Here is a 19,957-nt window from a genome sequence, read left to right as displayed (position 1 = left end):
CCTTACGGGCGTCAGACGCCCGTAAGGTGGCCTTAACGGCACGTCGGATCAGCGCGGTTTGCGCGGGACGTGCGGGCGCTGGCCCGGCTCCTGCGTCGGCGGTTTCTGGTCCTTGCCGGGGAACTTCGGCGCCGGGAGCTGCGACTGCTCGTAGCGCGAGAGCGTCAGCGGGCCGCTGGTGTCCGGCAGCGTCGGCGGCTTCGCCTTCTGGTCGTCGAAGCGGAACGCCGAGGTCAGGTCCCCGAACGTCTTCCGCCGCCAGTCCGAGATGTTCGGCTCCGGCACCCCGGTCACCTTCTCCAGGAACTGCAGCGTCGACGTGTGGTCGAAGTTCTCGCTGCACACCCAGCCACCCGCGGTCCACGGCGAAACGATGATCGCGGGGACGCGGTACCCGGCGCCGACGGGAAGGCCGTTGCCCTTCGTCCCGCCCGGCGAGGTCTTGGTGACGAACTCGTGCGGCGTGCCCTTGGGCGGGGCCGGCGGGATGACGTGGTCGAACAGCCCGTCGTTCTCGTCGTAGTTGAGGATGAACACGGTCTTCGCCCACAGGTCCGGGTTCGACGCGATGGCGTCGATCTTGCTGGCGACGAACGCGGCACCCTCGGCGGGCGTGTAGTCGGGATGCTCGGACGCGGTGCTGGTGCAGATGATCCACGAGACGGTCGGGAGCTTCCCGTTCCGCGCGTCGTATTCGAACTGCCCCTCGGGCCGGTGCGTGAGCCCGTTGACGTACAGCGGCGAATCCTTCGGCGCGTCCCGGAAGTTCTTGAACTGTTCGAGCATGTTGCAGCCGTAGGTGTCGGCCTGCTCGTACACCTTCCAGCTGACTCCGGCCTTCTGGAGCCGCTCGGCGTAGGTGGTCCAGGTGTACCCGCCCGCCGGGGCCTTGTTGTCGAGGATCGGCCCGCCGTGCTCGCCGTCGGGGTCGACGGTGCCGGTCATCCACACCATCCGGTTCGGCCAGGTCGGGCCGAGCACCGAGCAGTGGTAGGCGTCGCAGATGGTGAACGCCTCGGCCAGCGCGAACTGGAACGGCAGGTCGGCCCGGGTGTGGTACCCCATGACGTACGGGCCGTTCTTGCCGTCGGCCTTGCGGTGCGCGGGCAGCCAGTTGTCCATTTTGCCGCCGTTGAGGGCGTCGTGCTGGACCTGCCAGGCGTGCGAGGTGGACGGGATCTTCTGCGCGTTGGTGGCGTGCGTGTCGAGGTGGAACGGCAGTGCGTAGCCCGCCGGGTTCTGCGAGTCCGGTTGGTAGAACACCGGCTTGCCGTTCGGCAGCTTCGCGGCGTTCGGGTCGTTGAACCCGCGCACCCCGGACAGCGTGCCGAAGTAGTGGTCGAAGGACCGGTTCTCCTGCATCAGCAGCACGACGTGCTCGATGTCGCGCAGCGAACCGTGTCGCGGCGCGCCCTGGGCGAGCGCGCGCTGGACGTTCGGGGGCATCAGTGTGGCGGCGGCCGCGGTGGCGGCGGCACCCGCTGCGGTGCCGAGCAGACGGCGTCGGGTCAGTTCGGTCATGGGCCTCACCCTCGTTCGCGGTAGTCACCTGATGAGGTGGCAACTGGCAAACTAACAGCGAATGCACGGTGAAAATCGGTGTCGAACCGGGCGAGCGGCCCGAAACCGTGCCGGACGCCCGCCGATCCGGCGGACGCCCGGGCGTGGTTTCAGAAGGTGACGTCGGCGCACTGATAGAACGCGTTGCCGGTGTCGGCGATGTCCCAGACGGACAGGATCATGTGCCGCCCGCTCTTGCCGCTGGGCAGCTTTCCGTTGTGCGACACCGCGTTCGGCGGGCGCTTCCCGCCGAACGGCACCGTGAGGAAGGGCTCGGTTTCGAGCTGGGCCCTGGTCAGCGGCGCGTTCGGGTTCCAGCCGTTCTTGGTGACGAAGTAGCGGAAGTTCGTCGTCGCGTGTGCCGCGGTGAGCGTCCACTTGAACGTGTAGTCGGCCCCGCTGGTCAGCTTCGACGCCGGCCACGAGCCGTTGCGCTGGTCGTTGAGCTGTCCGAACTGGCTCAGCCCCGCCGAACAGATCTTGCCGTCCGCGGGCCCACGCGAAGGAAACCCCTTGGGCCCCTCGACGCTCTGCGGCTCGTACTGAATCTGCCCGCAGTTCTTCGCGGCACCCGTCTTGCAGTTGTAAGCCCGGCTCACCGGCGTAGTCGTGTACCCGTGCCCCCACGCCACCCCGGCGAACACCACCGGCAGGGCGAGCACAGCAGCCGTCAACGAAGCCAAACCCAGCAAACGCTTACGCATGTGACTCCTCTCACAGCAGGTGTCACGAATTGTGAACAATTCCCCAACTGGTTCAGACCACCACCCAGCCCAACCTGAAACCCGGCCACTACCCCCAAATGGTCCAGACCACCAGTCACTCAGCCCACCCGTCGCACCCCATGCAACACCGGACCGATCAAGACGACCGCACCGTGCACTTCGGGAAGGAAGGAGCAAGAGATCGCGGCTCACCAAGCGCCGAACGGGAACACAAAAAAATCCCCACGCTGCCAACAGTTACCTGCCGCACCGTGGGGGTCCGGGGGCTCGGCCCCCGGGAGAAATGGCGAGCAAGAGCGAGGGAAAGCCGAAGGCTGACCACACTCCGCCCACTTGCGAGCGGATGACGGGATTCGAACCCGCGACCCTCACCTTGGCAAGGTGATGCGCTACCAGCTGCGCTACATCCGCATTCGTAACCGCTCTGTCGTGGTTACGGGGCATAGACTACACCGGCTGTTGGGGCGTTCGTGACCGGCCCCCTGGTCGTCCCGTCGGTGTCACAGCCGGCGTACAGGGGGTGACGACGGCCGCATCGCTCCGTATGGTGTCCCCAATCGAGGCGATTGGTGAGTCCTTCGGGGAGGAGGTGCCGGGCCGGATGACCGAGCTGGGCACGGTGCCGCCACAAGCGGCCTCGGAATCCGATGAACAGGCACTGTTGCAGCGGCTGCGGGACGGCGAGGACGCCGCCTTCGGCGAGCTGTTCGAGCTGCACGCCGCGGCGGTCCGGAGACTCGCGCAGAGCCTCGCGTCGGATCGTTCCGAGGCCGAGGACATCACCGCTGAGACCTTCTTCCGGGTGCTCCAGGCGCTGCGCCGGGGTGCCGGGCCTCGTGACTACGTCCGGGCCTATCTGCTGACGGTGGCGCGGCGGGTCTCGTGGGAGTGGCACGGCGCGCGCCGGGACGTTCCGGTCAGTGACGACGAGCTGAACTTCCACGCCGGGCCCGGTGCGGACACGCATTCACGGGCGGCCGAGCACACGTTGATCACGACGGCCTTCACGAGCCTGCCGGAGCGCTGGCGCACGGTGTTGTGGCAGACGGAGGTCGAGGGCGAGCAGCCCGCGATGGTGGCGACCCAGTTCGGGTTGAGCGCGAACGCGACGGCGGCGCTGGCGCGGCGTGCGCGGCAGGGGCTGCGTGCGGCGTACCTGCAGGCACATCTTTCGGTGAACCGTGGCCCGGACTCGTGCCGGGCGGTGGTGGAGAAGCTCGGCGGGTTCACCGCGGGGAGCGTGACGGGCGCGGAGGCGGAGCGCATCAAGGCGCATCTGCTGGGGTGCTCGTCGTGCCGCGCGACGCAGGACGAGCTGCTGGACGTGTGTTCGTCGCTGCGGGCGCACGCCGGGGTGCTGGTGCTGCTGGTGCCCGCCGCCGGCTCGCTCGGTGGTGCCGCGAGCAGTGTGCTGGCCACGGTCAAGAGCGTCGTCCTCGGTTCGAAGGTCAAGGTGGGGCTGGCGCTGGCCTCGACGGCGGCCGCCGGTGCGGTGGGTTTCGCGGCGGGGCCGGTGGTGTTCGGCCCGCAGCCGTCGCAGGACATCGGGTTGCCGGGTGGTGGCGCCCCGGAGCTGGCCGTCCTCCCGCCGGGTCCGTCACCGCTGCAGCCGCCGCCGCAACCGCCGCGGGTCGGCGTGGGCTGGCTGAACGGGCGGGGCGTGGTGCCCGCCGTGCATCCGCATGTCCCTGCCGGGCAGCCCGCCGGACAGGAGGGGCAGCAGGGCCCGCTCGGCGCGGCCGAGGTGCCGAGGCTGCCGGTGGTGAACGTCCCGTCGGGCCGCGGTGGCGAGGCCGGGCGGCCGGACACCGGTACGACAGCCTCGCGAGGCGATCTTCCCAGTCCGCAGCCGAGCATGACCAGCACGAGTTCGTCGACGACGCCGAGGATGGACCCGAGCGCGACAGAGTCTCCGCGGCCGAGCCTCACCTCGGAGCCGACGGATTCGGGTAAGCCGGTGTGCACCAAGACGCCGACGTCGAGCAGCAGGCCGACGCGGACGTCGACACCGACCGGTTCGCGGACCTCGACCACCACGACGACCGAGACGACGTCGCGCTCGGAAACGGCTTCGCGCTCCTCGTCGAAGACCACGAAGACGACCACGACCCGCCGGGTGCACCGGACCACTCAGAGCACGTCGAGCACGTCGCGAAGCACCCAGGAGACTGTCACCGAATCGGCCTATTCCTCGTCGACCTCGGGCTCCTGAACAGCGGCGATCGCTCAGCCGGAGCGGATTGTCCGGTTTCAGCCTCGCGTCGGCGCCCGCGGTCACGGTACGGTTGGTCCCGCTCACGTTGAGCGGCGCCCGGGAGGCAACTGAATGAACCGGCTGGTGCGCGGCGAGGACGGCCGCGACTGGGTGGTCCGTGCCCAGATGGAATGGCGTGCGCCCGCGACGGCGGACAACTTCGAACACGACGTCGCCGGCAGCTACGGTCCCGGCATCGCGATGATCGTGGTGACCGCGGTGCTCGCCGTGATACTCGTCGTGTGGACGCCGGACCAGGTGAAGGTGCCGGCGTTCGTGCTGCTGGCTCTCCTGCTCGTGGTGTTGTTCTTCCCCCTGCGGTGGATCCTGCGGCGGCCGTGGACGGTGGTCGCGGAGACCGAGGGTGATATGACCGGCGACCGGCCGTCGGAGCGGTGGGTCGGCACGATCCGCGGCATGTTCACCGTGCAGGGTGAGGTCAAGCGGATCCAGAAGACCATCCAGCAGAACTCGCTGCCGGATTTCGACGGTCCGCTGCACCCGGTGGAGTAATACGCGCCGACGCGCGAGACTGACGGTATGCCCGAGTTGCCCGAGGTCGAAGCCCTCGCCCATCACTTGCGCGAACACGCCGTGGGCGCCACGGTGTTCCGGCTCGACGTCGCGTCTCTGAGTGTGCTGAAGACGGCGACCCCGCCGTGGACCGAGCTGCACGGCAAGGAGGTCACCGGCGCGACCCGGCACGGGAAACACCTCGACCTGGTGGTCGGTGATCTGCATCTGGTGGTGCACCTGGCGCGGGCGGGCTGGCTGCGCTGGTCGGACGCCCTCTCGCCGGCGCCGCTGAAGCCGGGGAAGGGGCCGATCTCGCTGCGGGTGCATCTCGACGCCGCGGCCGGTCCCGGGTTCGACCTGACCGAGGCGGGGACGAAGAAGGGCCTCGCGGTGTGGATCGTGCGGGACCCGAACGAGGTCCCGAGCATCGCCCGCTTGGGCCCCGACGCGTTGTCGCTGGACGCCGGGAAGCTGGGCGAGCTGTTCGCGGGCCGGACCGAGCGGCTCAAGACGGCGCTGACGGATCAGTCGCTGATCGCCGGGATCGGGAACGCCTACTCCGACGAGATCATGCACATGGCCAAGCTCTCGCCGTACGCCACGACCGGGAAGCTGCCGTCCGCGGCGCTGGAAGGCCTGGCGACGGCCGTGCAGGAGGTGCTGACCAGCGCGGTGACGCGCTCGGTCGGGCAGGACGCGGCGCGGCTCAAGGGCGAGAAACGGTCGGGCCTGCGGGTGCACGCCCGGACCGGCCTGCCGTGTCCGGTCTGCGGCGACACCATCCGCGAGATCTCGTTCGCCGACAAATCCTTTCAGTACTGCCCGACCTGCCAGACCGGCGGCAAACCGCTGGCCGACCGTCGCCTCTCCCGGCTGCTGAAGTAGCCGCGTTTCGCGGTGCCACGCCGGGGATTTCCGGAGTTTTCCACAGCGATTCCCCGGTTGTGGACAACTCCGGCCGTCTGGCCGCGTTTCGGGGTTCTCGTCGTACCCCGGCGATAGAATGGTCTTGGGGTCGCCCCCCGGAGCGGGTGGGGGACACCCTCATAGTGTGGCCCCGGTTCGGCGGCTGGGGTCCGTCCGGGTGGAGGGCCGTGAAGGACTCCTTCGCGGCACGCAAGGTAGGTAAGGAGTCCTTCACGGACCAGTGCGGGAGCCGCCGCCTCCCCGGAGTTCGGTGTATCGGGGCTCACCCGCGCGGGGGAATTTGGTGGCCATCGCGCCTGGGGTCGGAAGGACGCTTTCAGTGCGTTGGATGCGCTGAAGGACGCCTTCGGTGCGGTGAGCGCAGTGAAGGACGCCTTCAGTGCATCGCGCCGGGCAGCTCAGCCGCAGAGCGCGGTCCGCAGCGCGGGCAGTGGGCTCGACGGGACCACCTTCGGCGCATGGGCCGCGTCCGCCGCCAGGTCGTAGACCGTCACCACGAGCACCACCTGACGCCGCCCGTCCGCGCTGCTCATCGACACGCTGTAGAACCCGGGCCCGGCACCCGTGTTGCCCCAGACCGTGCCGCACGGCAGGTCGAAGGTCTCGATCCCGGCGCCGTACGCCCCACCCTCGTCGTTCGGCACCAGCTGCCGGAGCGTGGCCTGCTCGGCGGGCCGCAGCAGGCGTCCGGCCAGCAGCGCGCGGTGGAACGTCGCCAGGTCGTCCACAGTGGACACCATGGCGCCCGCGGTCCAGTCGTACGACGGGCTGAACGTCGTCAGGTCCTCGCCCTTCAGGTCGTAGCCGTGCAGGTGCGGGCCGGTCAGATGGGGCGACGTCGTCGGGAACGAGGTGTGCCACAGGCCCAGCGGCAGCAGCAGCCGCTGCCGGAGCTCGCGGACGACGTCGTGCCCGGTGACGCGTTCGATCACCCTCCCCAGCAGCAGATAACCCGTGTTGCTGTAGGAAACCCCGGCACCCGGCGCGAACGAGGGCGGGGTCACCAGCGAACGCCGGATCACCTCGTCCGGCGTGTACACGAAGTCCCGGTGGCCGTGGAAGTACGGGTAGAGCAACGAAACCTGGTCCGGATCGTGGACGCCGCTGGTGTGGTTCAGCAGCTGCCGCACGGTGATCTGCGAAGGTTCGTAGCCTGGCCCGCGCACGACACCCGGCAGCCATCGCTCGACGGAGTCGTCGAGCGACAGTCGCTGTTCCCCGGCCAGTTGCAGCACCACCGTCGCCACGAACGCCTTGGTGTTGCTGGCGATGCGGAAGCGCTGCCACGCCATCGCGGGCTCCCCGGTCGCGGTGTCGGCGACCCCCGCCGCGTACCGGCGTACCCGGCCGTCCTCCCGGTAGTACGCGACCGCTCCAGGGAATCCCCCTTCGGTGACGAGCTTCGTGACAGCGGTGTCCACGTCGTCTTTCCGCCGTGCGGCCGATGCCGTTCCGATGGTGGCCACCCCCAGCACGGCCATCACCAGCCCGACGGCGATCCCTCGTGACGCTCCGCGACGCCAGGACATCCGTTCGCCCCTCCCCCTGAAGTGGTTCGCCCCATCACCCTCTCGTGCGTTGCACACGGTGACCATGCGGGTTTCCCCCGGACCGTGAGTAGGGTCTGCCCCACCGTCGGTGGTCACGACTGGACAGAAAGTAGGAGTAAAGCCTTGCACCCGGTTGTCCGAGCGCAGAGCATGGACGCCGTGTTCGGGTTCGCGATAGCGCAGATCATTCCGTGGGCTCTCGTGCTCCTGCTCGGAATCTTCGTCACCGTGCTGCTGGTCAAGCTGCGTCGTCCGGCGAGCGTCATCGAGGACGCCGTCCTGCAGGCGGTGCACCGCATGTCGAAGGCGACGCCCAACCTGCGGTCCGGCCTCGACGAGGACGCCGCCGACAAGATCACCACGCAGCTGCTGGAGATGCTCGACTGCGTCGCGGTCGGCATCACCGACAGTGAGGGCACCCTGCTGTCCTGGGACGGCGAGGCGAACGAGCACTACGTCGACCTCGTCGAGGCGATCGGCGCGGCCATCCGCAAGCACCGCCGCGAGGTCGTGGCGCACGACCGGATGCCGTGCAACCACCGCAACGCCTGCAAGATGCGGACGGCGGTGATCGTGCCGCTCATCGTCGAGGGCGAGACCGAGGCCGCGCTCATCGTCGTCGGCCGCACCCGCGGCAAGCTCATCCAGATGGCCGACGCCGTCGCGCAGTTCGTCTGCACGCAGTTCGAACTCGCCCGGCTCGACGAATCCCGGCATCTGCTGCACCAGGCCGAGATCAAGGCTCTGCGCGCGCAGATCTCCCCGCACTTCGTCTACAACGCGCTCAACACGATCTCCGCGCTGATTCGCACGGACCCGGAAGAAGCGCGCGAACTGCTGCAGGATTTCGCCGACTTCACCCGTTATTCGTTCCGCACCTCGGGCATGTTCACCACGCTCGCCGAGGAACTGCGCAACATCGACCGCTACCTGACCATCGAGAACGCGCGCTTCGGCGGACGGCTCGAAGTCCGCATGAAGATCGCGCCGGAAGTGCTTTCCGTCGTGGTCCCGTTCCTGATCATCCAGCCGCTGGTGGAAAACGCCGTCAAACACGGGCTGGCGAACAAGCCGAGCGGCGGCTGCGTCACGGTGATCGCCCAGGACCACGGCACCGAGGCGCTCATCAGCGTCGAGGACGACGGCATCGGCATGGACCCGAAGCGGCTCGCGGAACTGCGCAGCGCGCACCGCACCGGCGCGCACGTCGGCCTCGGCAACATCAACCAGCGCATGCAGCAGGTGTTCGGCATCGACTACGCGCTGATGGTCGAGACGGCGCCCGGCGCCGGGATGCGCGTGACGTTGCGGGTGCCGAAGTTCATGCCGGGTGTCCGGCCCGACCTGCCCGACTACTCGGCCGACGTGCCGTCCCAGGAAAGCCGGGACGACGGCCACACCGCGGAGATCAACGGGGTGCACGGGTCCCGCAGCGGCGTCCTGCCCGCGCGGTAGATCGGTAGCCTTACAAAATGAGCGTTACCGACAAGCTGACCGCGCGGCTGCCGATGATCGGCGACCGGGTCGACCGCAAGGACGTCGTCGCCGTCGTGAAGCTGCACGGCGTGATCACGCCCAATGCGTCGCCGCTGGGCCGCGGCACGATCAACCTCGCCGCCGTCGAGTCCGCGCTGACCAGGGCCTTCGCGCACGACCGGCTCAAGGCGGTCGCGCTGCTCGTCAACTCGCCCGGCGGCGCGCCGACGCAGTCCGGCCTGGTCGCCGAGCGCATCCGCCAGCTGGCCGACGAAAAGGGCGTGCCGGTGCTCGCGTTCGCCGAGGACGTCGCCGCGTCCGGCGGGTACTGGCTGGCCTGCGCCGCCGACGAGATCTACGCGCACCGGACGTCCATGGTCGGCTCGATCGGCGTGATCAGCGGCGGCTTCGGGTTCACCGGGCTGCTCGAACGGTTCGGCGTCGAGCGCCGCCTGCACACTGCGGGCGAGAACAAGTCGCGGCTCGACCCGTTCAGCCCGGAGAAGCCCGAGGACGTCGAGTGGCTGAAGAAAATGCACTCCCAGCTGCACGAACTGTTCGTCGGCTGGGTCAAGGAGCGGCGCGGCGACCGGCTCAGCGCGGACGAGGACCTGTTCACCGGTGACGTCTGGCTCGGCGTGAAGGCCCTCGAACTCGGGCTCATCGACGGGCTCGGCAGCCTCCGGCAGGTGATCGCCGAGCGTTACCCCGACGCGGAGATCGCCATCGCGGAGCCGAAGAAGCCGTTGCTCGCCAGGCTCGGCATCGGCGCGCCCGCGGCCGCGAGTGCACTGCTGGACGCGGTCACGACCAAGGCCGCGTGGAGCCGCTTCGGGCTCTGAGCGGGTCGAGAGGAGAAGGGCAGATGCCGGTTCGCGCTGTCCGGTTGGTGCGTTCGGAGCAGGATTACCACGCCGGGGCTGGACATTGCACCCGGCAATGGGCAATATGCGAGTCACTGTGAGTGCCCACGACGACACCCGGAAGCTCATCGTCCTTGCGGTGGACGACGAGCCGCTCGGTCTTGACGAACTTGTCCACCGTCTTCAAGACAGTCCGTCGGTCGGCCGCGTCTTCAAAGCCCTCGACGCCTCCGACGCGCTGCGGTTGCTGTCCTCCGACGATCCCGACCTGCGCGCGCGCAAGGACCGCGGCCTGCCCACGGTCGACGCCGTGTTCGCCGACATCAACATGCCCGGCCTGTCCGGGATGGAGATGTCGCGCGTGTTCGCCGCGCTGCGGCCCGCGCCGGTGCTCGTGTTCGTCACGGGGAACTCCGAGGAGGCGGTCAACGCCTTCGACCTGGGCGCGATCGACTACGTCCTGAAGCCGTTCAACCAGGATCGCCTCGACCGCGCGGTGCGCCGCGTGGTCGAGAAGCTCAGTGCCGTCCCGGCGGCGCCCGCCCGCGGCGGCGCGGGCGAGCCGGTGAAGAACGACGACGAGGTCATCCCGGTCGAGCTTGCCGGCACCACGAAGCTGATCCCTCGGTCGTCGGTGCGCTGGGTGGAAGCGCAGGGTGACTACGCCCGGCTGTTCACCACCGAGGGCAGCCACCTCGTCCGCATCCCGCTCGCGCAGCTCGAGGAGCGCTGGGAGAAGGCGGGCTTCGTGCGGATCCACCGGTCATTCCTGGTCGCGTTGCCGCTCATCACCGAGCTGCGCATGGGCCAGGGTGGCTACCAGGTGGTCATCGGCAACGAGGAGAAGGTGCTGCCGGTGAGCAGGCGGCACACCAGGGCGCTCAAGGACCGGCTGGTCGGTACCGGCCGGAACGGTTAGCCATGGCGCGGGCTCGGCCATGACGGACGACTACTACCACCGGCTGGCCAACGGGGTCCGGCAACCGGATCCGACACTGGGGAAGCGGCCGGAGAAGGCCGTCGTCGAACCTGTTCCGGCGGCGCCGCAACCGCTGCGCCCGGAACCCGAACACCACGCCAAACCCAAGCGGCAGCGAGTGATCCTCGCCGACCCGCGTCAAGCCTCCCGCGCGTTGCGCTCCCGTGTCGAACTCGAGGAGCAGACGAGCTGGGGGAAGCTGCTGATCAAGGACCTGGTCAAGGTGCAGCTGCGAACGGCGTTGCTGCTCGCCCTGCTCGTCGTGGTCGTCTTCGGCTCGCTGCCGGCGCTGTTCTACCTGCTGCCCGGGTTCGCCAGGGTGACGCTGGCGGGTATCCCGGTGGCCTGGCTGATCCTCGGCGTGCTGCCCTTCCCGTTCCTGTTCGGGATCGGCCTCTGGTACAACCGGCTGGCGGAGCGGCACGAACGCGACTTCGTGGACATGATCGAGAACTAGCTTTCTCCTCGACGTGCGAGGATTTCCCCTGTGCAGCTGAACCCCTGGGCGTTGACCGCGATCGTCGTGGTCATCGTGGTGACCTTCTACCTCGGTCACCGCTCTTCGCGCTCGGCCACCAGCACGCACGACTTCCTGGTCGCGCGCCGCACCGTCCGGTCCCGTCGCAACGCCGCAGCGATCTCCGGTGAGTACCTGTCGGCCGCGTCGTTCCTCGGCATCGCGGGGATCGTGCTCAAGGAGGGCGCCGACGCGTTGTGGTTCCCGATCGGGTTCACCGCGGGGTACCTGGCGCTGATGCTGTTCGTCGCCGCGCCGCTGCGGCGGTCCGGCGCCTACACGCTGCCCGACTTCCTCGAAGCGCGGCTGGGTTCCAAGACACTGCGCAAGTTCTCGACGGCGTTCGTGATCTTCATCGGGATCCTTTACATGGTCCCGCAGTTGCAGGCCGCGGGGCTCACCCTGACGACGCTGCTGCCGCTCCCCGCCTGGGCGGGCGCGATGCTCGTGATGGGCGTGGTCGCGGTCAACGTCATCGCGGGCGGGATGCGCGCGATCACCGTCGTGCAGGCCTTCCAGTACTGGCTCAAGCTGTTCGCGGTCGCGGTGCCCGCGTTCGTCCTGTGCATGGTGTTCTTCACCGGTGGCGGCCCCGGCGGGGTCCGGCCGCTCGGCGCCGCGGCACCGCCGGTGTTCCCGCAGGAGACCAAGGTCAGCGTCCAGACCGACGTCACGCTGAAGGTGACCGCGGAGACGTACTTCTTCGCCTACGGCAGGATCGACCACGCCCCGGCCGACGGTCTGGCCCGGTGGGCGCCGCTCGTGCCGCACTCGGTGTCGGAGGGGACGACGCTGAAGTTCCCCGCGGGCGCCCCGGTGCCGGTGGTCACCGAATCGACGTCGCTGAACGACGACTGGCTCAGTCCGGGCTCCAAGGGGCTCTCCGGCCTGCTCGAGACGTACTCGCTGATGTTCGCGCTGTTCCTCGGCACCATGGGCCTGCCGCACGTGCTCGTCCGCTTCTACACGAATCCGGACGGCAAGGCCGCGCGCCGCACCACGGTGCACGTCCTGCTGCTGCTCGGGTTGTTCTACCTGTTCCCGACGATGCTCGGCGCGCTGTCGAGAATGTATGTGCCGGAACTGCTCGTCACCGGCAAGACCGACGCGGCGGTGCTGAACCTGCCGACGGCGATCCTGCCGGGGGTGGGCGGTCAGCTCCTCGCCGCGGTGACCGCCGCGGGCGCGTTCGCGGCGTTCCTGTCGAGTACGTCGGGGCTGCTGGTGAGCGTCGCCGGGGTGGTGTCGACCGACGTGCTTCCCGGGCGGGTCTGGGACTTCCGGCTCGCGACCGGGATCACCGCCATCATCCCGATGGTGCTCGCGGCGACGCTGCGCCCGGACGACATCTCGCTGTCCATCGGGATGACGTTCGCGCTGGCGGCGTCCACGTTCTGCCCGCTGCTGGTGCTGGGCATCTGGTGGCGCAAGCTGAGCTGGCCCGGTGCGATGGCCGGGATGACCGTCGGCGGCGGGCTCGTGCTCGCGGCGCTGATCACCAACATCGTCAGCGGCTACACCGGCGGCTGGGCGCCGTGGTTCACCAACCAGCCCGCGCTGATCAGCGTGCCGGTCGCGTTCCTCACGACGTACCTGGTCAGCCGTGTGACCGGCTACGGCAGGCCGGAACACGTGCACGACATCATGCTGCGCCTGCACGCGCCGGATCCGCTCGGCTTCATGCGGGACAGGGCCGTGGCGCGGTTCGGCCAGGCGGAGGAGAAGACCCGCACCGGCAAGGGCAAACACCGCAAGTAACTGCCACTCGGCCGGTCGAGTAAAAGACGACCCGGACGGCGGTTTACTCACCCACTGTCAGTTGATTAGCCCACGATCGAGAGGGCAAGGGTGGGCAATTCGCACATCCGGCGCAGAACCTCGCGGACAAAGTTCTACTTTCCGTCATACCGTTCACTCAAATAGATGAGGGTTGAATCGGGCTGTTCGGGGGCATGATCTCCCTGTCGCTGCGATAGATCGACGGGCCGGGAGAACAGGGAAAGGTGGGGGTCCGCAGTGAGTGGCACCGAGCAGGAAACAGCCGGTGGGGCGGAACCGGAAACGGAGTGGGAGCGGGTGCAGGGCAGCCCCGAGTTCGCGCGGCTGCGCAGAAGGCTGCGGGTGTTCGTTTTCCCGATGACGGCGTTGTTCCTGGCGTGGTACCTGCTCTACGTCCTGCTCGCCGACTACGCACACGGGTTCATGAGCACCAAGCTGTTCGGCAACATCACCGTCGGCCTCGTGCTCGGCCTGCTGCAGTTCGTCTCGACGTTCGTGATCACCGGGCTGTACGTGCGGTACGCCAACCGGAAGCTCGACCCCGTGGCGGATGAGCTCCGCGCCGAAATCGAAGGGGAGCAGCGCCGATGAGCCTCGCCGCGGGTGTGCAGGGCAGCAACTCCGCCCTCAACATCACCATTTTCGCCGTGTTCGTGGTGATCACGCTGGGGATCGTGTTCCGCGCCAGCCGCAACACCAAAACGGCTTCGGACTACTACGCCGCCGGCCGCGCCTTCACCGGGCCGCAGAACGGTATCGCGATTTCCGGCGACTACCTCTCGGCGGCGTCGTTCCTCGGTATCGCCGGGGCCATCGCGATCAACGGCTACGACGGATTCCTGTATTCGATCGGGTTCCTGGTGGCCTGGCTGGTCGCGCTGCTGCTCGTCGCGGAGTTGTTGCGCAACACCGGGAAATTCACCATGGGCGACGTCCTCGCCTTCCGGATGCGGCAGCGTCCGGTGCGGGCCGCAGCGGCGATCTCGACGCTCGCCGTGTCGTTCTTCTACCTGCTCGCCCAGATGGCGGGCGCGGGCGGGCTGGTCAACCTGCTGCTCGGCATCGAGGGCAACCTCGGGCAGGACCTGGTCATCGCCGTCGTCGGCGTGATCATGATCCTGTACGTGCTGATCGGCGGGATGAAGGGCACGACCTGGGTCCAGATCATCAAGGCCGCGCTGCTCATCATCGGCGCTTTCGCGATGACGCTGTGGGTGCTCGGCAAGTACGGCTTCAACCTGTCGAACCTGTTCCAGGCCGCGATCGACAAGGGCGGCAAGGGCGGGGCGGCGCTGCTCGACCCCGGCAAGCAGTACGGCAAGACCGGCACGACGAAGCTCGACTTCCTCTCGCTCGGCATCGCACTGGTGCTCGGGACCGCGGGGCTGCCGCACGTGCTGATGCGCTTCTACACGGTGCCGACCGCGCGCGACGCCCGGCGTTCCGTGGTGTGGGCGATCGTCCTGATCGGCGTCTTCTACCTGTTCACGCTGGTGCTCGGCTACGGCGCCGGTGCCGTCGTCGGCCCGGAGAAGATCTCGAAGGCGCCGGGATCGACGAACGCCGCCGCGCCGCTGCTCGCGCTGGAACTGGGCGGTCCGGTGCTGCTCGGGTTCATCGCCGCGGTCGCGTTCGCGACGATCCTGGCGGTGGTCGCGGGCCTGACGATCACCGCGTCGGCGTCCTTCGCGCACGACGTCTACGCGAACGTGATCAAGAAGGGCAAGACGTCCCCGGATTCCGAGGTGCGGGTGGCGCGGATGACCGCGCTGGTGATCGGCGCGGTCGCGATCATCGGTGGCATCCTCGCCAAGGAGCAGAACGTGGCGTTCCTGGTGGCGCTGGCCTTCGCGGTCGCGGCGTCCGCGAATCTGCCGACGATCCTCTACTCGCTGTTCTGGAAACGCTTCAACACCCAGGGCGCGCTGTGGTCGATCTACGGCGGCCTGATCGTGTGTGTCGTGCTGATCGTGTTCTCGCCCGCGGTGTCGGGCGGGGCGAAGCCGATGATCAAGGGTGTCGACTTCCACTGGTTCCCGCTGGAGAACCCGGGCCTGGTGTCGATCCCGGTGTCGTTCTTCCTCGGCTGGCTCGGCACGGTGCTGTCGAAGGAGCGCAACGCGAAGAAGTACGCCGAGATGGAGGTCCGCGCCCTCACCGGCGCCGGCGCCGAAAAAGCCGTGGTCCACTAGCGGCACGGACTTTTCCGGCAGCTCACGCGCGTGTCACGGGACGGCGTGGCAGCATGGAGAGCGTGGTAAGCCCTGCTGAAATCCCCACCGCCGCGGTGCGCGATCTCCCGCGCGACGGTCTTCCGCTGCTCGACGTCCGCGAGGACGACGAGTGGCGAGCCGGACACGCCCCCGGCGCCCTGCACATCCCCATGGGTGAGCTGCCCGCGCGCGTCGGCGAGCTGGAGGACCTGCCCGAGGACCAGCCGGTCTACGTCATCTGCCGCAGCGGCGGGCGCTCCGCCAGGGCCGCCGCGTGGCTCAACGCCAGCGGCTGGGACGCGGTGAACGTCGCAGGTGGCATGGGCTCGTGGCAGCGCGAGGGCCGCCCGATGGTCAGCGAGCTGCCCGGTATCGAGCCCGAAGTCCTGTAACCGTGCACCCAGGCCAGCAACCGCCGCGACCCCCGGCGCAGCCGTACCCCGCGCCCGCGTACCCGGGCACGGGCCACTGGCCGGCCGTGCCCGCGGCGCCGCATCCCGCCCAGGCGCAGCAAGCGGGGCGCACGCTGGCCGCGCAGGCCGAGGCCTACCCGTACCACCGTCGGCCGGTGTACCGGCCGCGGCTGCGCTGGGTCGCGTCACCGCCGCCCGGCGCCTGGCCGCGACGACGTCCCGCCGTCCGCGAGCCCTACCTGGGGCCGCCCTCGTACCCGGTGCCGCCGCGCTGGGGTTTCCCGAACCTCGTCTGGCGCCGCCCGACGGCCGTGCCCGGCACCGCCTCCGACGCCGTCCGCCCGATCGACCGGATCCCGGTGCTCTCCCGCAGCCTCGTCGTGGTGCTGTGGGCGTTCGTCGTGCTCGCCACGGTCGCCGCCGGGGCGGAGATCTGGCGATACGTCCTGCTCGTGCAGAGCCGCGAGTCGGCGCTGAGTACGTCGGTGGTGTCCTTCTCCGACGCCTTCGTCGTCACCGCCGGGCTGCTCACGACGATCCTTTCGCTGCTGCCCGCCGGTCTGTCGATCTGGTGGCTCCTCGTCGCCCGTCTTGCCGCCGCGGACGAACTGGGGGAGGCCCCGTCGCGTCCGCAGTGGCAGGTGCTGGTCGGTGTCTTGGTGCCGGTGGTGAATCTGCCGATGGCGCTGTCCGTGGTCGGCGAGCTGGAACACGCCGTGCTACGCCGTTCCCGTGCTGCACGGCCGAAGCCCTCGCGGCTGGTGCTGGTGTGGTGGGGTGCCTGGCTGCTGAACTGGGTGCTGCTCGCGGTCACGATCTACTGGCGCTTCCGCGGCGGCGTGCAGGCGCTGGCCGACAGCGTCGTGCTGATCGCGCTGACCGACCTGTCGGCCGCCGGGCTCGCCGCCGTCACGGCGCTGCTCGTCCGGCAGTTCTCGGAGCTGCTGATGCCGATCGCCGGGGCCAAACTCCGCGAACTGCGTGTCCTGCGCGTCGAAGGCGCCCCGACGCCCTCCCGCCCGGCCCGCCCGGCGACCGCCCCCCGCTGACGAGTCGTCCATCCAGGTACGCGAGTCGTCCGTCTGCGTACGCGTGTCGTCCGCTCGGGCCTACACGCCGACGCGTAGTTCCTTCAGACCCCGGATCACGAACTCCGGCCGCCGCTCCGCCATCACCAGCCGCAGCTCCGGCAACCGCGTCGTCAAGGCCTTCAACGCGGCACCGATCTCGACTCGCGCCAGCGGCGCCCCGACGCAGTAGTGGATCCCCATCCCGAACCCGAGGTGCGCGTTCGGCGACCGTCCGATGTCCAGCACGTCCGGCTCCGCGAACACCTTCGGATCCCGCGCCGCCGCGCCCAGCAACGCCCCGATCTTCTCCCCGCGCGCCACCCGGAAACCCGCGATCTCGACGTCCTCGGTCGCGGTCCGCTCGAACAGCTGCAACGGCGAGTCGAACCGGATCAGCTCCTCGATCGCCGAGTCCAGCAACTCCGGCGACGCGATCAGCCGCTCCCACTGGTTCCGATACGTCAGCAGCGCCGCGACGCCGTTGCCGATGACGTTCACCGTCGCCTCGTGCCCGGCCATCAGCAGCAACACCGCGGTCGCGACCAGCTCGTCCGGCGTCAGCTCGCTGCGCAGCAGGTCGCTGACGATGTCGTCACCCGGCGACGCCGCCCGCGCCTCGGCCAGCTCGCGCAGATACGCGACGAACTCCGCGGCCGCGGCTTCGGCAGCGTCACGACCTTCCTCGGGCAGGTCGAATTCGTACATCTTGACGATGGAGTTGGACCAAGGCACCAGCCGCGGCCGGTCCGCGTCGGGCACGCCCAGCAGTTCCGCGATGACCGCGACCGGCAGTGGCTGGGCGAGGTGTTCGAGCAGATCGGCCGAGCCGTCGGTCGCGATCTCCTCGGCCAGCTCGTCGACCATCGTCTCCGCGAACTCGGTGACCATCGGGCGTAGCCGCTCGACGTGCCCGCGCGCGAACGCGCCGGAAATGAGCCGACGCAGCCGGGTGTGTGCGGGAGGTTCGTTCTCCAGCAAGGAGTTCCGGTGCAGCAGGTTGAACGACGCGAACCGCTCGGCCGGCCGCGCGTCCTGCCAGATCCGCCCGAGTCCCCGGTGCCGCAACACCGCCGCGGACGCGGCGTGCGACACGGCGATCGCGAGGCCGAGGTCGTCATGCCGGTGCACTTCACCCTCGGCACGCAACGCGGCGAACGCGGGATACGGGTCGGCGAGGAAGGCGGGATCACGAGGGTCGAACACGAGCCGACTCTAACCCGACGTCGCGTAACGTCCCGCGTCCTGCGAGCGACCTCGGCGAGAACCTGCCGAAGGGAGACGCGCCCATGGCCGAGTCACTGACCGAGTTCGGTCTGCTCACGCCCGCTGAGTTCCGGAACACCCCCGAATCCGCATTGGTACTGGGGCGGCTTCTGGCAGCTGAAAATCCCGACGAAGTCGACCTGCAGATCAAACTCGAAACACTCGCGACACTGGTCAGGATCAAACGCGTCCTGATCTGGACGTTGGTGATCGTCCCACTTCTGCTCGGCGGAGCGAGTGTCGTTCTGTACATCGCAGCTACCCGAGTTCCCTAGGCTCTACCAGGTGCCTCGGGCCGTTCCCGGCCGCGCTGGAGCCATCTCGGACCCAGGGGCCGGACACGTGGCGAACCCGCGTCTTCGATAGCGTCATGGCCCGAGCTTGAGGAGGCAGCAGTGGGCAAGGGCGCGCGCAAGAAGGGCCCCAAGAAGGGCACCGATCGTCAGCCGAAGGTGCGCGACGTCTTCGTCGGGCAGCCGTTCGAGGGGCTCGCCGCCGAGCCCGAGCTGATCGCGCTGCGCGAGTTCGTGCCGTCGGCGACGGCGAAGCTGTCGCTGAAGGACGGCGGCGACGTCACGCTGGGCACCGTCCTGCCGATGGCGGCGGCCGCGTTCGTCCGGTCCGACGGCGAGCGGTACCTCGGCCTCCAGGTGCAGACGCGTTCCTCCGACATCAGCCGCGACCTCGGCCGCTCGCTCAAGTGGCTGCTCGACGCCAAGCCCGGCGACGTGCTCGCGGTGCCGGACACCACCACCCCGCCGCAGGCCGACGAGCACGCGCGCCTCCAGGATCTCCTGGTCGCCGACGCCGAGCTCGACGTCACGCTGCACACCGACTTCGCATGGTGGCTGCCCGAGGACGCCGACGCGACCGGCGACGTCGCCGTTTCGCTGGAGCGCGCGAACGCCGCGATCATGCCGACCGAGCGCCTCGGCGCCGGGGCATACTGGGTGCTCGCCGGCGAGAAGGCGCACCTGCGCTGGATCCGTCCCGAGCAGGAGAACCTGCTGCTGCAAGCGCTTGCGCGGCTGTCCGCCGCAGGGGAGCTGGGGCTCGGCGAGGGCACCCGCTACGCCGGTTCGTTCCGGGCACACGGGCTGCTGGTGCCGGTCTGGGACCTCGACCCCGAGGCCCACGCCCGCGAGTGGGCGGAGGCCAAGGACCAGCTCGGCACCCGGCTGGACGCCGCGCTGAAGTCGCTCGACTCCGAGCCTCTCAACGCCGCCGAGCGCCGGGCCCGCGACGGCCTGATCGGGCGGCAGCTCACCCTCCGCTGACCCGTCCGGGTGGCACGATCGGGGCATGATCGTGCACATCTGTAGCCGCGACGACTGGCAGAACGTCGAGGACGAATACCGCCCGGCGTCGCTCGGCGACGTCGGGTTCGTCCACTGCGCCGACCCCGGCACGGTGCATCTGCCCGCCAACGCCTTGTTCACCGGCCGCACCGACCTCGTGCTGCTGGAGATCGACGTCGCCGCGGTCGGCGCGCCGGTCCGCTGGGAGGACGGCGACCCGCCGCATCCGGCCGGGATCTGGTTCCCGCACGTCTACGGGCCCATCCCGCGCGCGGCCGTCGTCGCCGTGCATGAATTCCCAGCTCAGAGCGACGGACGTTACCTTCCCCCAGGCTCCCTGACGCGGCGGTGAGCATGGCAACGTATCCCCCATCCGGGCGTCCCACGAAGTGATGGAGCGAACCGGACAACCAGCGGGGGGTGCGATGCGTATGGGGGAGGACGGCAACTCGGCGCTCGGCGACGCGAATCCACGGGGAGGCGATACGGTGACCGCAGCGGCACCCGTCTTCCCGCTGGGAGACACGGGATTGGCTCGCGAGAGCCGAGGGAGG

At 69.3% G+C, this 19,957-nt stretch carries 19 protein-coding genes and 1 tRNA gene; 15 read left to right on the top strand and 5 right to left on the bottom strand.

Annotated features, from left to right (window positions below; genetic code table 11):
- Window positions 1-48: 48 nt before the first annotated feature.
- From ACFW0G_RS40920 to ACFW0G_RS40910, 3 genes are all read right to left on the bottom strand, one after another.
- Window positions 49-1,521: a phosphocholine-specific phospholipase C gene (locus ACFW0G_RS40920; protein WP_378330918.1), complete on the bottom strand. Its 1,473-nt coding sequence runs from the start codon at window positions 1,519-1,521 to the stop codon at window positions 49-51.
- 149 nt (window positions 1,522-1,670) lie between these two features.
- Window positions 1,671-2,264, bottom strand: coding sequence for a lytic polysaccharide monooxygenase (locus ACFW0G_RS40915; RefSeq protein ID WP_378330917.1), 594 nt, complete (start codon window positions 2,262-2,264; stop codon window positions 1,671-1,673).
- Window positions 2,265-2,623: 359 nt separating this feature from the next.
- Window positions 2,624-2,696, bottom strand: a tRNA-Gly gene (locus ACFW0G_RS40910).
- A gap of 190 nt (window positions 2,697-2,886) precedes the next feature.
- Here ACFW0G_RS40910 and ACFW0G_RS40905 point away from each other — a divergent pair.
- The 3 genes from ACFW0G_RS40905 to ACFW0G_RS40895 all read left to right on the top strand — a co-directional run bounded on the left by ACFW0G_RS40905 (window position 2,887) and on the right by ACFW0G_RS40895 (window position 5,940).
- Window positions 2,887-4,497 (top strand): sigma-70 family RNA polymerase sigma factor, encoded by a 1,611-nt coding sequence (locus ACFW0G_RS40905; RefSeq protein WP_378330916.1) that lies wholly within the window; start codon window positions 2,887-2,889, stop codon window positions 4,495-4,497.
- Between the two features lie 114 nt (window positions 4,498-4,611).
- Window positions 4,612-5,052 carry a DUF983 domain-containing protein gene (locus ACFW0G_RS40900; RefSeq protein WP_378330915.1) on the top strand — a complete coding sequence of 147 codons (441 nt, stop codon included), beginning with the start codon at window positions 4,612-4,614 and terminating at the stop codon, window positions 5,050-5,052.
- 27 nt (window positions 5,053-5,079) lie between these two features.
- The gene (locus tag ACFW0G_RS40895; RefSeq protein ID WP_378330914.1) at window positions 5,080-5,940 is read left to right on the top strand and encodes an Fpg/Nei family DNA glycosylase; all 861 of its coding nucleotides are present in this window, start codon (window positions 5,080-5,082) and stop codon (window positions 5,938-5,940) included.
- A 440-nt stretch (window positions 5,941-6,380) separates the two neighbouring features.
- Here the strand turns inward: ACFW0G_RS40895 and ACFW0G_RS40890 are convergent, their stop codons facing one another.
- Window positions 6,381-7,511, bottom strand: a complete 1,131-nt coding sequence (locus ACFW0G_RS40890; protein ID WP_378330913.1) for a serine hydrolase domain-containing protein — start codon at window positions 7,509-7,511, stop codon at window positions 6,381-6,383.
- A gap of 171 nt (window positions 7,512-7,682) precedes the next feature.
- Here ACFW0G_RS40890 and ACFW0G_RS40885 point away from each other — a divergent pair, with 171 nt between their 5' ends.
- The 9 genes from ACFW0G_RS40885 to ACFW0G_RS40845 all read left to right on the top strand — a co-directional run bounded on the left by ACFW0G_RS40885 (window position 7,683) and on the right by ACFW0G_RS40845 (window position 16,821).
- Entirely contained in the window at window positions 7,683-8,987 is a 1,305-nt protein-coding gene (locus tag ACFW0G_RS40885) for a histidine kinase (RefSeq protein ID WP_378330922.1), read from the top strand.
- 17 nt (window positions 8,988-9,004) lie between these two features.
- On the top strand, window positions 9,005-9,850 hold the full coding sequence (locus ACFW0G_RS40880) for a S49 family peptidase (protein WP_378330912.1): 846 nt from the start codon (window positions 9,005-9,007) through the stop codon (window positions 9,848-9,850).
- Between the two features lie 106 nt (window positions 9,851-9,956).
- Window positions 9,957-10,790 (top strand): LytR/AlgR family response regulator transcription factor, encoded by an 834-nt coding sequence (locus ACFW0G_RS40875; RefSeq protein WP_378330911.1) that lies wholly within the window; start codon window positions 9,957-9,959, stop codon window positions 10,788-10,790.
- A 19-nt stretch (window positions 10,791-10,809) separates the two neighbouring features.
- Complete coding sequence (locus ACFW0G_RS40870; protein WP_378330910.1) at window positions 10,810-11,307, top strand: hypothetical protein; 498 nt, start codon at window positions 10,810-10,812, stop codon at window positions 11,305-11,307.
- Window positions 11,308-11,337: 30 nt separating this feature from the next.
- Window positions 11,338-13,125: a cation acetate symporter gene (locus tag ACFW0G_RS40865; protein WP_378330909.1), complete on the top strand. Its 1,788-nt coding sequence runs from the start codon at window positions 11,338-11,340 to the stop codon at window positions 13,123-13,125.
- 258 nt (window positions 13,126-13,383) lie between these two features.
- On the top strand, window positions 13,384-13,737 hold the full coding sequence (locus ACFW0G_RS40860) for a DUF485 domain-containing protein (RefSeq protein ID WP_378330908.1): 354 nt from the start codon (window positions 13,384-13,386) through the stop codon (window positions 13,735-13,737).
- Window positions 13,734-15,338: a cation acetate symporter gene (locus ACFW0G_RS40855; protein ID WP_378330907.1), complete on the top strand. Its 1,605-nt coding sequence runs from the start codon at window positions 13,734-13,736 to the stop codon at window positions 15,336-15,338. Before ACFW0G_RS40860 ends, ACFW0G_RS40855 begins: the two co-directional genes overlap by 4 nt.
- Window positions 15,339-15,391: 53 nt before the next feature.
- Complete coding sequence (locus tag ACFW0G_RS40850) at window positions 15,392-15,751, top strand: rhodanese-like domain-containing protein (RefSeq protein WP_378330906.1); 360 nt, start codon at window positions 15,392-15,394, stop codon at window positions 15,749-15,751.
- A gap of 2 nt (window positions 15,752-15,753) precedes the next feature.
- Complete coding sequence (locus ACFW0G_RS40845) at window positions 15,754-16,821, top strand: DUF4328 domain-containing protein (protein ID WP_378330905.1); 1,068 nt, start codon at window positions 15,754-15,756, stop codon at window positions 16,819-16,821.
- A gap of 60 nt (window positions 16,822-16,881) precedes the next feature.
- Here ACFW0G_RS40845 and ACFW0G_RS40840 read toward each other — a convergent pair whose 3' ends face one another.
- Window positions 16,882-18,045 carry a cytochrome P450 gene (locus ACFW0G_RS40840; protein ID WP_378330904.1) on the bottom strand — a complete coding sequence of 388 codons (1,164 nt, stop codon included), beginning with the start codon at window positions 18,043-18,045 and terminating at the stop codon, window positions 16,882-16,884.
- Window positions 18,046-18,128: 83 nt separating this feature from the next.
- Here ACFW0G_RS40840 and ACFW0G_RS40835 point away from each other — a divergent pair, with 83 nt between their 5' ends.
- The 3 genes from ACFW0G_RS40835 to ACFW0G_RS40825 all read left to right on the top strand — a co-directional run bounded on the left by ACFW0G_RS40835 (window position 18,129) and on the right by ACFW0G_RS40825 (window position 19,755).
- Window positions 18,129-18,380 carry a hypothetical protein gene (locus ACFW0G_RS40835; protein WP_378330903.1) on the top strand — a complete coding sequence of 84 codons (252 nt, stop codon included), beginning with the start codon at window positions 18,129-18,131 and terminating at the stop codon, window positions 18,378-18,380.
- Between the two features lie 120 nt (window positions 18,381-18,500).
- Window positions 18,501-19,382, top strand: a complete 882-nt coding sequence (locus ACFW0G_RS40830) for a DUF5926 family protein (protein ID WP_378330902.1) — start codon at window positions 18,501-18,503, stop codon at window positions 19,380-19,382.
- 25 nt (window positions 19,383-19,407) lie between these two features.
- Window positions 19,408-19,755 (top strand): DUF952 domain-containing protein, encoded by a 348-nt coding sequence (locus tag ACFW0G_RS40825; RefSeq protein ID WP_378330901.1) that lies wholly within the window; start codon window positions 19,408-19,410, stop codon window positions 19,753-19,755.
- The last annotated feature ends 202 nt before the right edge of the window (window positions 19,756-19,957 follow it).

Origin of the sequence: Amycolatopsis sp. NPDC058986, assembly GCF_042741125.1 — a bacterium.
Classification (GTDB): Bacteria; Actinomycetota; Actinomycetes; order Mycobacteriales; family Pseudonocardiaceae; genus Amycolatopsis.
The sequence above is the reverse complement of the archived record's forward strand: the minus strand, read 5'-3'. Positions and strand labels throughout refer to the sequence as shown.

Coding starts and splice junctions, on each gene's coding strand:
- ACFW0G_RS40920 (WP_378330918.1), bottom strand. CDS start 1,521: ATGACCGAACTGACCCGACGCCGTCTGCTCGGCACCGCAGCGGGTGCC.
- ACFW0G_RS40915 (WP_378330917.1), bottom strand. CDS start 2,264: ATGCGTAAGCGTTTGCTGGGTTTGGCTTCGTTGACGGCTGCTGTGCTC.
- ACFW0G_RS40905 (WP_378330916.1), top strand. CDS start 2,887: ATGACCGAGCTGGGCACGGTGCCGCCACAAGCGGCCTCGGAATCCGAT.
- ACFW0G_RS40900 (WP_378330915.1), top strand. CDS start 4,612: ATGAACCGGCTGGTGCGCGGCGAGGACGGCCGCGACTGGGTGGTCCGT.
- ACFW0G_RS40895 (WP_378330914.1), top strand. CDS start 5,080: ATGCCCGAGTTGCCCGAGGTCGAAGCCCTCGCCCATCACTTGCGCGAA.
- ACFW0G_RS40890 (WP_378330913.1), bottom strand. CDS start 7,511: ATGTCCTGGCGTCGCGGAGCGTCACGAGGGATCGCCGTCGGGCTGGTG.
- ACFW0G_RS40885 (WP_378330922.1), top strand. CDS start 7,683: ATGGACGCCGTGTTCGGGTTCGCGATAGCGCAGATCATTCCGTGGGCT.
- ACFW0G_RS40880 (WP_378330912.1), top strand. CDS start 9,005: ATGAGCGTTACCGACAAGCTGACCGCGCGGCTGCCGATGATCGGCGAC.
- ACFW0G_RS40875 (WP_378330911.1), top strand. CDS start 9,957: ATGCGAGTCACTGTGAGTGCCCACGACGACACCCGGAAGCTCATCGTC.
- ACFW0G_RS40870 (WP_378330910.1), top strand. CDS start 10,810: ATGACGGACGACTACTACCACCGGCTGGCCAACGGGGTCCGGCAACCG.
- ACFW0G_RS40855 (WP_378330907.1), top strand. CDS start 13,734: ATGAGCCTCGCCGCGGGTGTGCAGGGCAGCAACTCCGCCCTCAACATC.
- ACFW0G_RS40850 (WP_378330906.1), top strand. CDS start 15,392: ATGGAGAGCGTGGTAAGCCCTGCTGAAATCCCCACCGCCGCGGTGCGC.
- ACFW0G_RS40835 (WP_378330903.1), top strand. CDS start 18,129: ATGGCCGAGTCACTGACCGAGTTCGGTCTGCTCACGCCCGCTGAGTTC.
- ACFW0G_RS40825 (WP_378330901.1), top strand. CDS start 19,408: ATGATCGTGCACATCTGTAGCCGCGACGACTGGCAGAACGTCGAGGAC.